We start from the raw sequence: 13,646 nt of genomic DNA, 5'->3' as shown, positions 1-13,646 counted from the left end.
AATCTTTAGTGAACCGACTTCGATGCGCGCGCCCGCACCCCGGCACTCTTGCGCGCGGCGGGTGGCGGCACCTTCTTTTCCGTCGTGCGCTTGTGCACGCTTCCTTGCAGGCTCTGCCGCAGCAATTCCGCCAGGTCTTCTTCCTTCCCGGCTTCTTCTTCCGGCATCTCGGCTTCGACTTCGGAAATTTCCTCCGCGCGTCCTTCCTCGTATTTCTTCCTGACCAGCGCCATGATGTCGTCGCGGAAGGTGTCCTTGTATTGCTCCGGCCGCCAGTCCTCGCTCATGTTGTTGATCAGCTGCGTGGCCATCTGCAATTCCTTCGGCTTGAGCGCTGCGCCTTTCTGGCCTTCCTCCGGCAGGTCGAGCGTCTCCGGACTGCGCACTTCGCTGGCCCAGCGCAGCGTGTTCAGCACGATGGCCTGCGGTGTCGCGATGAGCGCGGCGAGATGCTGCTTGTTGTGCATCACGATCAGGGCGATGCCGATCTTTTTTGTCTTCAGGAGCGCTTCGCGCAGCAGGGCGTACACCTTTTCCCCGCCCTTGGTCGGCGCCAGGTAATAGGGCGTCTCGAAGAACAGGAAATTCACGTCTTCCGCATCGGTGAAGCCGACGATATCGATGGTGTGCGTCGCCTTCACGTTGGCCGACTTGATTTCCTCGTCGGACAGCACGACGTAATGGTCTTCGTACTTGACGGCCTTGACGATGTCGTCCTTGCCGACTTCCTCGCCGGTTTCCTTCACCACGCGCTTGTAGCCGACCGCTTGCAAACTGCCGCGCCGCAGCCAGTCGAAGTCGATTTCGTCCTGTTGCGAGGCCGGATGCAGCGACACGGGCGCATGCAGCAAGCCGAAGCTGATGGCGCCTTTCCACATGACACGAGCCATGGCAGTCCTTGCTTGGTTGAAAACATTATCTCTTCGACATCCACCGATGCGCCAAGTTCGTCGGGCGTCATCGGCATGTTCCTGTTTTTACGAAGAACATATTCCGATTTATTCGCTTTTTCAAAAGTGGGGCCGCGCGTAGGATGGGCGTCGATGTGATCGGTTCGGTCATCCATGGCCGGCCTCACTCGCAAATCAACTCCTGGAGGAAACATGAAGAAATTTTTGATCAGTCTGATGGTCGCGCTGACGGCGCTGTCCGTCGTCGTGTCCGAGGCGCAAGCCAAACGCATGGGCGGCGGCGGCTCCTTCGGACGCCAGTCGCAAAACGTCAGCCGTCAATCCATGTCGCCATCGTCGAGCCAGGCTGCGCCGTCTGCCGCCCGGCCCGCTGCACCGGCCGCGACACCGCAAGGCACGCCGCCCAAACCGGCCGGCGCGTGGAAGGGCATGCTCGGCGGCGCCTTGCTCGGTCTCGGTCTGGGCGCCTTGCTCTCGCACTTCGGCATGGGTGGCGCACTGGCCAGCATGATCAGCAGCCTGCTGATGATCGCTCTGCTGGCGGGAGCCGCGTTCTTCATCTATCGCATGGTGACGCGCAAGAACGGCAGCGCGCAGGATCGCAGCCGGTTCGAGCCGGCCTATGGCGCAGCTTCACGCGGCGTCGTGACCCCGGACATCGGTTCGCGCATTGAGCCGGCCGCGCTGCAATCGGCATCGTCCGCAAGCAGCACTGCCGACAATGCGAACTGGGGCATTCCGGCCGATTTCGATGCGCCCGGTTTCCTGCGACACGCGAAGACCTACTTCATCCGCCTGCAAGCGGCATGGGACAAGGCCGATGTGAACGACTTGCGCGAATTCACGGCGCCGGAAGTGTTTGCTGAAATGAAGCAGCAATTGCTGGAGCGCGGCCCGTCGCCCAACCATACCGATGTGGTGTCGCTCGAGGCGGAACTGCTCGGCGTGGAAACGACCGGTAACGAGCATCTCGCCAGCGTCAAGTTCAGCGGCATGATCCGCGAAGCGGAAAACGCGCCGGCAGAACCGTTCACCGAAGTCTGGAACCTGTCCAAGCCGGTTTCCGGCGCGGGCGGCTGGGTGCTGGCCGGGATTCAGCAACTGTCCTGATCGCAACACCGCATCACAGCGTTTGTCCTGAAAGCCCCGGCGCGAGCCGGGGCTTTTTTCCTTCCGGCATCGCATCGGCATCGGCACCGCATCGGCATCGCATCGGCAACGCTATTGAACGGAGACATTTCATCCCAAGATAATCCGGACTACTACGCTGCCTCTGCGGCGGCTCTTCTTTCACTTCAGAAATCAACATGCGGTTACGCGCTTCCATCCTTGTCATCCTTGCCTTGCTGGCGGCGCTGCACGTCTATATCGGCTGGCGCATCTTGCCTGATTTGCCGATTGCCAATGCCTGGCGCATGGCCGGTGCCTTGTGGCTGCTGGCTTCCTTCATGCTGGTGCCGACAGCCCTGCTGGCGCGCAGCATCAAGCGCCAGCCACTGGCCGATCGCCTCGCCTGGGCCGGTCTGCTCGCATTGGGACTATTCTCATCGCTGTTCGTGCTGACGGTGTTTCGCGATGTCGGATTGCTGCTCGCCGCCGTGCTCGCGGTGCATACGGAATCGCTGGTGCGCTGGAGCGCGATCGCCGTCCCCGCGCTGGCGGCGGCGGTGACCTTGATCGGGTTCATCAATGCGCGCCGCCTTGCGCGGGTGGTCGATGTCGAGGTGCCGATAAAAAACCTGCCGCAGGAATTGCACGGCTTCACGATTGCGCAGATCAGCGACATCCATGTCGGCCCCACCATCAAGCATGGTTACCTGGATGCAATCGTCGAGGCGGTCAACCGGCTCGACGCCGACCTGATCGCGGTCACCGGCGACCTGGTGGACGGCAGCGTGCGCCACCTCGCGGCGCATACCCAGCCCTTGTCCAGGCTCGCTGCGCGGCACGGCGCATATTTCGTCACCGGCAATCATGAGTACTACTCGAATGCGCACGACTGGATCGCCGAAGTGCAGCGGCTCGGGCTGAAGGTATTGATGAACGAGCATGTGGTCCTGCACCACGAAGGCAGGTCCTTGCTGGTGGCCGGCGTGACCGATTACACCGCGCATCATTTTGACGAATCGCACCGCAGCGACCCGCATGCGGCGCTGGCCGGCGCGCCGCGCGGCATGGCCGTCAAGGTATTGCTGGCGCACCAGCCGCGCAGTGCGACCGCTGCAGCCGAAGCCGGATTCGACCTGCAGTTGTCCGGCCATACGCATGGCGGACAATTCTTTCCCTGGAATTTCTTTGTGCCGATGCAGCAGCCCTACACGGCCGGTTTGAACCGCCTCGGAAAACTGTGGGTATATACCAGCCGTGGCACCGGCTACTGGGGGCCGCCGAAACGCTTCGGCGCGCCGTCGGAAATCACGCGCGTGCGCCTGGTGCCGGCGCAATAGCGCCATCCCTTCATACCGTCACGAGCAGGCGTGCGTCGGCCAGCGCGGCCGTCCTGTGCATCGTGATGGCCTGATAGTCGGGCGATTTCAGCATGGTCATGAATGCGTCGCGCGACGGATAGGCGACCAGCATGATTTCATCCCACTCTTCGCCGACAGGCGCGATGAAGGAGTGCTTTGCCTGCGCCTTCCAGATGACCTTGGCTCCCACGTTCGCCAGATGCGTGCTCGCATTCTTTGCATAGGCGGCGTAGGCATCGCGTCCGCTGCACGGCGCCAGGTCCAGTTCGGGCGGATAAACCGCCCGCTCGCGGAAACGCAGCAGATTCAGCATCACGACCGGTACGCCGGCGGGGACCTTGGCCATCAAACGCTTCACGCTCTGCGGCGTCGGGTCTATCGATTTGATCACATTTATCTCCTCAAACAGGTTGATACGTTCCTCGAGAGCCCGTAATACACCGTGCCAAGGGGGTCCTTGCACTGCGACGCGGCTCAAGCGAGCGCGACGACCAAAAAAGGCTCCAGCCGCGCATCATGCCAGCTTTCCAGCGCCGCGGCGAAAACGTCCGTTCAAGAAATTTCTTCCGCTACAAACGGAAACAAAATGGCGCGCCCTTGCCACGAACCCGGTTGCGCGCGATGGGTCGAATGAGCGGTAACCGTGCGCGCGGCATCAGCCGCTGCGGACCAGTCCACGGCAGCGCGGTGAAGTGTTTTACGGAAATAGTTTCAAGGAGAATGACGTGGGCATCATTGGCAATATCCTCGGCAAGCGGGAACCCGAGGTGATCTATCGCACCATCGATGGCGGGCATCCGGCGCCGTTTCCGGACATGACGGACGAACAGCTCTATAACTTCGAAATGACTTTCAACGTGCCGCACAAAACCTTCGACAAGCCGCCGCCATCGCACAAGACCACGGCGCGGTCCGATCGCGCCGATGCGTCCGCCGAGAAGACGGCGCAAAACGATGAACCGCTGGACAAGCAGAATGAAAGACTGTTCGATGCGCCGCGCTACTCGGGCCGCGCCGCGCGGGAAGAGCAGCGTGCGCCGCGTCCGGCGCCGCCGTCAGGCGAAGCGCTGCCGCTCGACTTGACCAGGCCGGTGCGCCTGATCACCAGCAAGCAGCCGGTGGAAATCATCACCACGCGCGCGCGCCATCCTGTTTTCAAGGTGCATGGCTATATCGGCGACGATAACGTAGTGACGGTCTTTACGCTCGACGGCCAGCTATCGGAAAACGGGCCGCGCTTCCTGGAGAACGTGCCGGAACAGCGCCAGCTCTTCCTGAACATCTATCTCAATCCCGACCGGCGCAGCGCCGACAGGTATCTGATCACGCAGCACGCGACGCAGGAAGAGGCGAATGCCGCCGCAACCCCGGGCCGCCTGAGCAGCGTCGGGGTGCGCTTCGATCTCGCAGATTAGCAGCCTGCTAGTGCTTCCCGAGCGTCGACGCGCGGAACAAATCCTTCACCTCGCGCGGCTGCGAGCGCCAGTACTGCGGCGGCGCATCGATTTGCGCACCCAGCCTGGCCGCTGCGTGCCATGGCCAGCGCGGATCGTAGAGCATGCCGCGCGCCAATGCCACCATGTCGGCGCGGCCGGATGCAATGATTTCGTTGGCCTGTTCCGCTTCCGTGATCAGGCCCACCGCGATCGTCGGCATGCCGGAGTCCTTCCTGATGCGCTCGGCAAACGGCACCTGGTAGCCCGGCCCGAGCGCGATCTTTTGCAGCGGCGACAGTCCGCCGCTTGAGACGTCGATGAAATCGCAGCGGCGCTTTTTCAGTTCTTGCGCCAGGACGACCGTCTGCTCCAGATCCCAGCCGCCCTCGACCCAATCCGTCGCCGATACGCGGATGCCGACCGGCTTGTCGGCGGAGAAGTTGGCGCGCACGATGTCGAAGATTTCCAGCGGAAAGCGCAGCCGGTTTTCCAGCGAGCCGCCATATTCGTCTTCGCGCCGGTTGGATAGCGGCGACATGAACTGATGCAGCAGGTAACCATGCGCACCATGCACTTCGATCGCGTCGATGCCGAGGCGGTCGGCGCGCCGCGCCGCGTGCGCGAACGCATTGCGGATGCGCTGCAAGCCTTCGGCGTCGAGTGCGATCGGCGTTTCGTCATGGTCGGCGAAGGGCAGGGCGGAGGGCGCGAAGGTTTTCCAGCCGCCTGCGTGAGAAGCGATTGACTGTCCGCCTTCCCAGGGAACCGCAGTCGATGCCTTGCGTCCGGCGTGCGCAAGCTGGATCGCGATCGGCATCGATGAATGCTTGCGGATTGCGCGCAATACGCCGTCCAGCGCTTCCTCGTTGGCATCGTTCCACAAGCCGAGGTCCTGCGGCGAAATGCGTCCTTCCGGCTCCACCGCAGTCGCTTCGATGATCAGCAGCCCGGCGCCGGACAAGGCAAGCTGTCCGAGGTGCATCAGATGCCAGGGTGTCGCACTGCCCTGATTGGCCGAATACTGGCACATCGGCGCGATGGCAATCCGGTTCTTTAATGAAAGCTTTCCGAGGAAAATGGGGGAGAATAGCGTTGTCATTGGAATTCGTCTTGTTCAGATCGGTTGAAGGTAACGCCTAAGCGTCCGGGCCGGGACGGTTCGCATTTCTGATCTCATCACGCAAGCGCCCCAGTGACCTAAGCTACATCACTACGGAGAACGAAAAACGACCATGCCGGATCACAACAAGCTTAATTTAACCACTATTGCTTCTTACGTGCTGGCGGCACTCGCGCTGCTCATTGTGCTGATGAAAGGTCTGCTGGCCTCGCTGTTTGCCGGCTTGCTGGTGTACTCCCTGGTGCACCTGCTTTCGCCCGCGCTGGGCAAGAACATCAGCGACCAGCGCGCGCGCATGATCGCCGTCGCCATCCTCGGCACCCTGATCGTCCTGCTGCTGTCGCTGGCGGTGTGGGGCGCGATTCTCTTCTTTCAGAGCGACGTCGGCAACCTGCAGGTGCTGTTGCAGCGGCTGGCCGACATCGTGGAAGCCTCGCGCGGGCAGATGCCGGCCTGGCTCAAGGAACACATTCCCGCGAATGCCGAGGCGATCCGCGAAGCCATCACCAACTGGTTGCGCGCGCATGCGGTGCAGGCGCAAACCATCGGCCAGCAGGCCGGGCGCACCGTGGCGCATCTGCTGATCGGCATGATCATCGGCGCCATGGCGGCGCTGTACGACACCACCACGACACCGCAGTTCAAGCCGCTTGCCGCCGCCCTGCATGCGCGCGTGGTCAATCTGCACGACGCGTTCCGGCGCATCGTGTTCGCGCAGGTCCGCATCGCCGCCATCAATGCCGTCTTTACTGCCATCTATCTGCTGCTGGTGCTGCCATTGGCCGGTGTCCGCCTGCCCTTGACCAAGAGCATGATCGCGATCACCTTCGTCGCCGGCCTGCTGCCGGTGGCCGGCAATCTGATTTCCAACTCGGTCATCGTGATCGTCAGCATGTCGCATTCGCTGGCCATCGCCATTGCCTCGCTCGCGTTCCTGATCGTCATCCACAAGCTCGAATATTTTCTGAATGCAAAAATCATCGGCTCGCACATCAACGCCCGCGCCTGGGAGTTGCTGACCGCCATGCTGGCCATGGAAGCGATGTTCGGGCTGGCCGGCGTGGTGGCTGCGCCGGTGTACTACGCCTACCTGAAAAAGGAACTGACCGACCAAGGGCTGGTTTGATCGTGGAGATTTGAACAGAAAGGAAACTTTTGGCATTCCCGGTTATCGCATGAGTGCGGGCCTTCGCGTCCGCTCACGCAATTTAACTGGAGAAATGGTATGTCGAATCTCAAGAGAAGTTCTGAGGAAGATGAGAAAAGGCAATCGCAAGAGCCGACATCTTCATACGGCAACAATTCGAAATCGGTGACGCCGAAGGACGTTTCTCCACAGGATGCGTCCGCGAAGGACGTGACTGAACGGAAAACCTGCTCGGACGATCCGGAAGAAAAAGAACAGGAGATGCTGGACGACGCTGTCGATATGACGTTTCCCGCCAGCGATCCGATTGCGATCCCGTCCCCCGACAAGGAGCGCGAAAAGCGTATTGCGCAACGAAACAATCCCTGAACCGGGATGCCGGCGAGTTGCTCGCCGGCTTTCCTGATCCGCATGCTCCGAAGTCACCGGGGCATGCAGACCAATCCATGAGGCCTGAAGAAACAGGGATTGCAGCGAACGTTCGCTAGCCGCCGATCGAAGCAAGGGCAACACGCGCTGCCGCAAGATCCCATGCTGCATGGCCGACCGTTTTCAACACGGGTGCGAGTTCCGTGCGCTGCATGCCATGCGCGATCACGTCGGGAAGATCGCGCACCAGCTTCCAGTCGATATTGGCGCGAATCAAATCGCCGGCTTCATGCTGCGCGCCGGCCAGATGATCGACCACAATGGCGCGCGCGTGCAACAAGTCTGCCGGGAACTCCGCCATCTCCGGCTTGAACGCACCCACACCCACCGCCAAGGTATCCGGTCGCAGCCGGGACGGAATCACCGGCGTCTTTGCGGTGGTCAGCGCGATGATCAGATCGACATCCTCGCAATGCGCATCCAGTTCCGCAATCGTTACCGGCGTTGCCGCGGTTTCGGCATGGCGCATCCACAGCGCGTCGCAGAATGCCTGCGCGCCTGCTGCTGTCCTGCTCGCGATGCGGAAATGCGAAATGCCGAAATATTCGATCAGCGCATCCGCATGGGCCACTGCTTGCACGCCGGTGCCGATCAGCAGCGCGGAAGTCGGTTTCTTCGGCGCGAGTTTTTCGATGCCGAGCAAGCTGACTGCCGCGGTGCGCCGCGCGGTGACGGTCGGTCCGTCGAGCAGCGCCAGCCGCCGGCCGGTCGCCGTGTCGAATACGACCACTTCGCCCTGAATCGCCGGCAAGCCATGCTGCGCATTATCGCCATGCACGGTGATCAGCTTGGTGGCGCTGATATCCGGCGCGATGGCCGGCATGCACAGCAAGACGCTGGATGCATCGATCTTGACTACCTGGCGCTCGGGCGCATGGATCTCGCCATTGCCGAGTTGCAGCGCTGCCTCCGCGATGGCCGGCACCAGCTTCTCGTAGGGGAGTGCTTGCGCGGTTTGCAGACTGTCCAGGACTCGCATAGGGTTGTGCTCCGCGTTCAGCGCAAGCGTTGCGCGAGCACGCCGCGCAATGCGTGATCCGCCTCGCGAATCATCTTTTCCGTGGTGTCCCAGCCGACGCAGCCGTCGGTCACCGAGCAGCCGTACTTCAGTTGCGACAAATCTTCCGGAATCGATTGCTTGCCGCCGACGATATTCGACTCGATCATCACGCCGACCAGCGACTTGCTGCCAAGGCGAATCTGGTTCACCACATCGTTCATCACCAGCGGTTGCAGATCCGGATTCTTGAAGCTGTTCGCATGCGAGCAGTCGACCACGATATTGGCCGGCAGCTTGGCCTTCGCCAGCGCTTGCTCCGCCATCGCCACCGACACCGTATCGTAATTCGGCCGGCCGTCGCCGCCGCGCAGCACCACATGGCCGTAGCGGTTGCCGCTGGTGCGCACGATGGACACGCGGCCCTGACTGTTGATGCCGAGGAACGAGTGCGGATGCGAGGCTGACAGGATGGCATTGATCGCGATGCCGATGTCGCCGTCGGTGCCGTTCTTGAAGCCGACCGGCGTCGACAGGCCGGAGGACATTTCGCGGTGCGTCTGCGATTCGGTGGTGCGCGCGCCGATCGCGGTCCATGCAATCAGGTCGCCCAGGTATTGCGGCGAAATCGGATCCAGCGCCTCGGTCGCGGTCGGCAGGCCGAGTTCGCACACGTCGAGCAGGAACTGGCGCGCGTTCGCCATGCCGCGCTCGATGTGGAAGGAGTCGTCCATGTCCGGATCATTGATGTAGCCCTTCCAGCCGGTCGTGGTGCGCGGCTTCTCGAAGTACACGCGCATCACCAGCAGCATGGTGTCCTTCACCTCTTCCTGCAGCTTCTTCAGGCGGCGCGCATAGTCCAGCCCCGCGACCGGATCATGGATAGAGCAGGGGCCGACGACGACGAACATGCGCGGATCCTTGCGATCCAGGATATTGCGCAGCGCTTCGCGGCCCTGCGTGACGACCGTGCCGGCGGCGTCGGTCAGGGGCAGGCGGGCGTGCAGCTCTTCCGGCGTCGGCATCGAGTCGAAGGAAGTGACGTTGACGTTTTCTACATTGAAGGTGGTCATGATCGGATTGTGGTCAGAATGGAATCGTTGCGTTGCGTCCATCCGGCAAGCGGCGAGCGCGAAAAGACGACAGTTTATCGCTTATTGCAGGCGCATGAGCCACATTGGCGCTGCCGCCCGTTCCGCCCGGCGAAGAATTTAAAGACGCTCGTTGATCAGCTCGACGATGAAATCGCGCATCGCAATGACGCGCTGGCTGCCTTTCAGGTCGCGGTGATAGACCAGCCACAGGTCGCGTGACAGCGATGGCTGTATGCCGCCAAGCCGCTGGAGCGTCGGATCGCCGTCGCCAATGAAGCACGGCAGCATGCCGACGCCAAGTCCCGACCGTACCGCCGCGTACTGCGCCTGCAAGCTGTTGCAGGCCAGTGCCGGCGGCTTGTCCCGAAACGTCGTCTTCATCCATTTCGCCATCGGAAGATCGGCCCAGGAATCGTCCCACGACACGTAATCGAGCGATTGCCATGCAGCAGCCGCTTTTGCATCGGCCGGCAGCGATCCGGCCGCGACATACATGCCGAAGTCCATCTTGCCGACACGGCTCGCAATGTAATCACCGGCGCCGTCATCCGGGTCCGGCGCGACGATGCGCAGCGCCAGGTCGGCCTCGCGCCGTGACAGGTTGGCGCGCGTCAGAGCGATATTGAGTTCGACCTGCAGCTTCGGATACCGCTCGCGAAAGCGGTGCAGCTGCGGCACGATCAGGTGGAAGGCCAGCATTTCCGTGGTGGCGAGGCGCACCTGCCCCGACAGCTCCTGCTGCGCCGACGAAAGGCTATTGCGTTCGGCCGCCATCATCGCCTGTTCCACCAGATCGATATGTTTCAGCAACGCGGCGCCATCGTCCGTCAGCAGGTAACCGGTTTGCTGGCGCAGAAACAGGCTCGCGCCGAAGCGCTCCTCCAGTGCAGCAATATGGCGCGACACGGTGGACGCGCTGGTACCGAGCGCAAGTCCGGCAGCGCTCAGTCCGCCATGGCGGGCAACCGCCAGAAAGAATTTCAGGTCATTCCAGTCAAACGCGACATTTTTCATTTGCGGAAAACCGTTTTCTAAATTAACAAAACATATTCCAAAAGTGGAAACCTATACTAGCCCCATGTCAGTTCGGAGGCAATCGTCATGAATCATTCCTGGATCTACCTGAAGCTGGTGCTGACCACGCTCTTTTGGGCGGCGGTTTTCCATGTCGGCAAGTACGCGGTCACTCTCATGTCGCCGGTCGCAGTCGGTGCGTGGCGCTTTATCGTCGCCGCGGCGGTGCTGCTGCCGCTGGTCGCGCTGCGCGAAGGCTGGTCGCTGCCCGCCGTGCGGCGCAATGCGCTGGCGCTGAGCGTCATGTCCGCGGTCGGCGTGTTCGGTTTCAATGTCAGTCTTTTCTATGGTTTGCGCCTGACTTCCGCGGTCAACGGTGCGCTGATCATGGCCTTCAATCCGGCGCTGACGGTCGTGCTGTCGGCCCTGATCAACCGTGAATCGGTGACGATGCGTCAAGCGGCAGGCCTGCTGCTCGGCCTGATCGGTGTGAGCGTTGTGGTCAGCAAGGGATCCTGGCATGCGCTTCAAGCCATGTCCTTCTCGGCCGGTGACCTGCTGGTGTTGCTCGGCAGCCTGAGCTGGGCGATCTACTCGGTCATTCCGAAGCGCTTCGTCCATGGCCTGTCGACGATGCAGGTAACGGGCAGCACGATCACTGGCGGCGCCGCACTCATGGCGTTGCGTGCCGCCGCGACGACACCGGATTTCCTGCAGCCGCCCACGCTGCCGATGGCGACCGCCATCGTCTTCATGGGCCTGTTCGGTTCGGTGCTGGCCTATCTGTGGTGGAATCAGGCGGTGCAGAAAATCGGCGCGGCATCGGTCGCCGTGTTTATCAACCTGGTGCCGCTCTTCACCGCCCTGATCGGATTGCTGCTCGGTCAATCGATTTCCCTGGCGCAGTTGTCCGGCGCTGCGCTGGTGATCGCCGGTGTGCTGGTCTCATCGGGCAGATTCAAAACCATCCCTGCCGTGCCCGCGCTTGCGCAAGCGCAGGCGTGCCGCTGAGCGGACGGTCAGGCGCGCAATCAATGGAGAAATGCAAATGCAGAAAAACGCACCCGTCCTCTACGAGGAAGACAATGGCATCGCGGTCCTCACATTCAACCGGCCCCACGCGCTCAATGCGCTGAACATCGATGTTCTGCAGCGCCTGACGGACATGCTCGACGCAGCGCGAACAAATGATGCCGTGCGCGCCCTGATCCTGACGGGCGCGGGCACGACTGCATTTTCCGCTGGCGCGGATATCAAGTACCTGAGCGAGGCCACGCCGCTGGCGGTGCGGGAATTTGCGCGCCTTGCTGTGCGGATCACCAATAAGATCGAAAATCTTGGCAAGGTCGTGGTCGCCGCGCTCAATGGCTACACCTATGGCGGCGGCCTGGAACTTGCCGAGTCCTGCATGATCCGCGTCGCGGCGAGCCACGCCATGCTCGGCCACCCCGAAGTGCGCATCGGCGCGGTCGCCGGTTTCGGCGGCACGACCCGCCTTCCGCGCCTGGTCGGAAAGGGGCGCGCCGCGGAAATGCTGCTGCGCGGCCGCGCGGTGGATGCCGAGGAAGCGCTGAAGATCGGACTGGTGCAGGGCATCGCCGATGCCAGCCGATTGATGGAGGAAACGAAAGCGCTTGTCCGCGACATCCTCGATCAGTCGCCGACCGCGGTAAGGCTGACCTGGGAGGCTTTGCACAGAGGGCTCAACATGACACTCGAAGAATCGGCCGAACTTGGCGCGGATTTCTTCGGACTCGTCGCAGCGTCGGATGACTTCCGCATCGGAACGCGCGCCTTCATCGAGAAGGCGCGCCCGCGCTACACCGGTCGGTAGGCCGCGAATTCGGACCGCAAGGCAGCACGCCATCGCAACATGCCTTGCGGTCACCGACGACGTATCGATCAGAACGGATACATGCGTATCCATGCGTTGCCGGTGATGCCGGCGCCGCTGACCGGCGATTCGTCATTGACCTTGATGGACTGGCCAACCAGGTCCGCATCCGGGTCGCCGCCGGCGCGCACCATCTTTTGCACGGTCGACAGCGTGAGCTTCATGGAGAAATGGCCCGCGATGTTTTCCAATGCGCTCAGCTTCTGCCCGGCCTGGGAGAATCCGGCTTCCAGGTCCAGCAGCAGGAAAACGCTGGTGGTATCGCCATGACTATCGGGCACCTGCGACATCGGCAGCAGTCGCACCGTGCCTGCAGGCGCAGCGATGTTCTCCCGGACCTCTGCACCGGAAGCGCTGCGTCCGTACACATGGATTTGCGCGCCGTCCTGCAACTTCACCGAGACCAGTTCGCCGCTCGGGCTGCTTGTCATCTCGACCTTGTCGATCACGAAGCGCATCACCTCGGCTACGCCATTGGCGCCGATGCCGGGCGAGTCGTTACGCTCGGTAAGGTCGATCGCAATCCGCCCCACTGCAGTTTGATTTCCCACTGACTGTCCTGGTGACGCCGGCAGGACAAACTTGCCTATCCGGATGCCGAACGCAGCAATCGGCGCGGCGGGCGCAGCAGCAGTCGGCTGGACGCCGCACACGCCATCGATCTCCGGATTGCAGCCCGCCGATACCACGTCGATGTCGAGGTGGTCCGTCCTGCTGCCGGCCGCCATGTCGACGGTCCCTCTGTCGCTCTCGAACTCGTCCAGCGTGACGGGAAGATAGATCACCCGGTTGGTTCTGATGAACAGGATCTGGTTGGCGACGATCTCCAGGCTGCCCTTGAGCGGCTGGTCGGTCACGACCGGTTTGACAGGCATCGGATCGCTCGGCGGTGGCGTGACGGTTGCCGGTGGATCGGCCGGCTTCTCGATGGCCGGCGCAGGTGTGGGCGCGGGTGCGGCGGTAGCGCTCGCGGCCGCAGTCGGCGTGCTGCTGCTTTCGTTATTCGGCGCGGTATTGCCTGTGGCCGGTGCGGCAGCGGCAGACTTGCCCGTATCGCCGCCACCACCGCAGGCGGCCAGAAGTACCGATGTAAGGAGCAAAAGCGGAATACATTTTTTTGCATGCATTGTTCGTCT

14 protein-coding genes are annotated in these 13,646 nt (G+C 62.2%); 7 read left to right on the top strand and 7 right to left on the bottom strand.

From position 1 onward, the window contains the following. Positions 1-5: 5 nt before the first annotated feature. A complete protein-coding gene (locus E6W33_RS14055) occupies positions 6-890 on the bottom strand; it encodes a Ku protein (protein WP_136417935.1) in 885 nt (294 codons plus the stop codon). 213 nt (positions 891-1,103) lie between these two features. On the opposite strand from E6W33_RS14055, the gene E6W33_RS14050 reads away from it, so the two are divergent. Both E6W33_RS14050 and E6W33_RS14045 read left to right on the top strand, forming a co-directional pair. Further along, entirely contained in the window at positions 1,104-2,021 is a 918-nt protein-coding gene (locus E6W33_RS14050) for a Tim44-like domain-containing protein (RefSeq protein WP_136417934.1), read from the top strand. A gap of 197 nt (positions 2,022-2,218) precedes the next feature. After that, positions 2,219-3,358, top strand: coding sequence for a metallophosphoesterase (locus E6W33_RS14045; RefSeq protein WP_136417933.1), 1,140 nt, complete (start codon positions 2,219-2,221; stop codon positions 3,356-3,358). A gap of 10 nt (positions 3,359-3,368) precedes the next feature. Here the strand turns inward: E6W33_RS14045 and E6W33_RS14040 are convergent, their stop codons facing one another. Beyond that, positions 3,369-3,770 carry a DUF1330 domain-containing protein gene (locus E6W33_RS14040; RefSeq protein ID WP_211097335.1) on the bottom strand — a complete coding sequence of 134 codons (402 nt, stop codon included), beginning with the start codon at positions 3,768-3,770 and terminating at the stop codon, positions 3,369-3,371. Positions 3,771-4,104: 334 nt separating this feature from the next. On the opposite strand from E6W33_RS14040, the gene E6W33_RS14035 reads away from it, so the two are divergent. Next, positions 4,105-4,794, top strand: a complete 690-nt coding sequence (locus E6W33_RS14035) for a hypothetical protein (protein ID WP_136417932.1) — start codon at positions 4,105-4,107, stop codon at positions 4,792-4,794. 7 nt (positions 4,795-4,801) lie between these two features. Here the strand turns inward: E6W33_RS14035 and E6W33_RS14030 are convergent, their stop codons facing one another. Beyond that, the gene (locus E6W33_RS14030; RefSeq protein ID WP_136417931.1) at positions 4,802-5,914 is read right to left on the bottom strand and encodes an NADH:flavin oxidoreductase/NADH oxidase; all 1,113 of its coding nucleotides are present in this window, start codon (positions 5,912-5,914) and stop codon (positions 4,802-4,804) included. A gap of 133 nt (positions 5,915-6,047) precedes the next feature. On the opposite strand from E6W33_RS14030, the gene E6W33_RS14025 reads away from it, so the two are divergent. Further along, positions 6,048-7,061, top strand: coding sequence for an AI-2E family transporter (locus E6W33_RS14025; RefSeq protein WP_136417930.1), 1,014 nt, complete (start codon positions 6,048-6,050; stop codon positions 7,059-7,061). 99 nt (positions 7,062-7,160) lie between these two features. Then, on the top strand, positions 7,161-7,451 hold the full coding sequence (locus E6W33_RS14020; protein WP_136417929.1) for a hypothetical protein: 291 nt from the start codon (positions 7,161-7,163) through the stop codon (positions 7,449-7,451). Positions 7,452-7,566: 115 nt separating this feature from the next. Here the strand turns inward: E6W33_RS14020 and E6W33_RS14015 are convergent, their stop codons facing one another. From E6W33_RS14015 to E6W33_RS14005, 3 genes are all read right to left on the bottom strand, one after another. Then, positions 7,567-8,490 carry a delta(1)-pyrroline-2-carboxylate reductase family protein gene (locus E6W33_RS14015; protein ID WP_136417928.1) on the bottom strand — a complete coding sequence of 308 codons (924 nt, stop codon included), beginning with the start codon at positions 8,488-8,490 and terminating at the stop codon, positions 7,567-7,569. A 17-nt stretch (positions 8,491-8,507) separates the two neighbouring features. Next, positions 8,508-9,581 (bottom strand): 3-deoxy-7-phosphoheptulonate synthase, encoded by a 1,074-nt coding sequence (locus tag E6W33_RS14010; RefSeq protein ID WP_136417927.1) that lies wholly within the window; start codon positions 9,579-9,581, stop codon positions 8,508-8,510. A 138-nt stretch (positions 9,582-9,719) separates the two neighbouring features. Next, positions 9,720-10,616, bottom strand: a complete 897-nt coding sequence (locus E6W33_RS14005; RefSeq protein WP_136417926.1) for a LysR family transcriptional regulator — start codon at positions 10,614-10,616, stop codon at positions 9,720-9,722. A gap of 87 nt (positions 10,617-10,703) precedes the next feature. On the opposite strand from E6W33_RS14005, the gene E6W33_RS14000 reads away from it, so the two are divergent. Together E6W33_RS14000 and E6W33_RS13995 are read left to right on the top strand one after the other, a co-directional pair. Then, the gene (locus tag E6W33_RS14000; RefSeq protein WP_136417925.1) at positions 10,704-11,627 is read left to right on the top strand and encodes a DMT family transporter; all 924 of its coding nucleotides are present in this window, start codon (positions 10,704-10,706) and stop codon (positions 11,625-11,627) included. Positions 11,628-11,664: 37 nt separating this feature from the next. After that, positions 11,665-12,450 carry an enoyl-CoA hydratase-related protein gene (locus E6W33_RS13995; protein WP_136417924.1) on the top strand — a complete coding sequence of 262 codons (786 nt, stop codon included), beginning with the start codon at positions 11,665-11,667 and terminating at the stop codon, positions 12,448-12,450. A gap of 68 nt (positions 12,451-12,518) precedes the next feature. Here E6W33_RS13995 and E6W33_RS13990 read toward each other — a convergent pair whose 3' ends face one another. Further along, positions 12,519-13,637, bottom strand: a complete 1,119-nt coding sequence (locus E6W33_RS13990; protein ID WP_136417923.1) for a hypothetical protein — start codon at positions 13,635-13,637, stop codon at positions 12,519-12,521. Positions 13,638-13,646 lie beyond the last annotated feature (9 nt).

Source organism: Herbaspirillum sp. ST 5-3 (genome assembly GCF_004804275.1).
Classification (GTDB): Bacteria; Pseudomonadota; Gammaproteobacteria; order Burkholderiales; family Burkholderiaceae_D; genus Noviherbaspirillum.
Note: the sequence above shows the minus strand (reverse complement) of the source record. Positions and strands in the feature narration are given on the sequence as shown.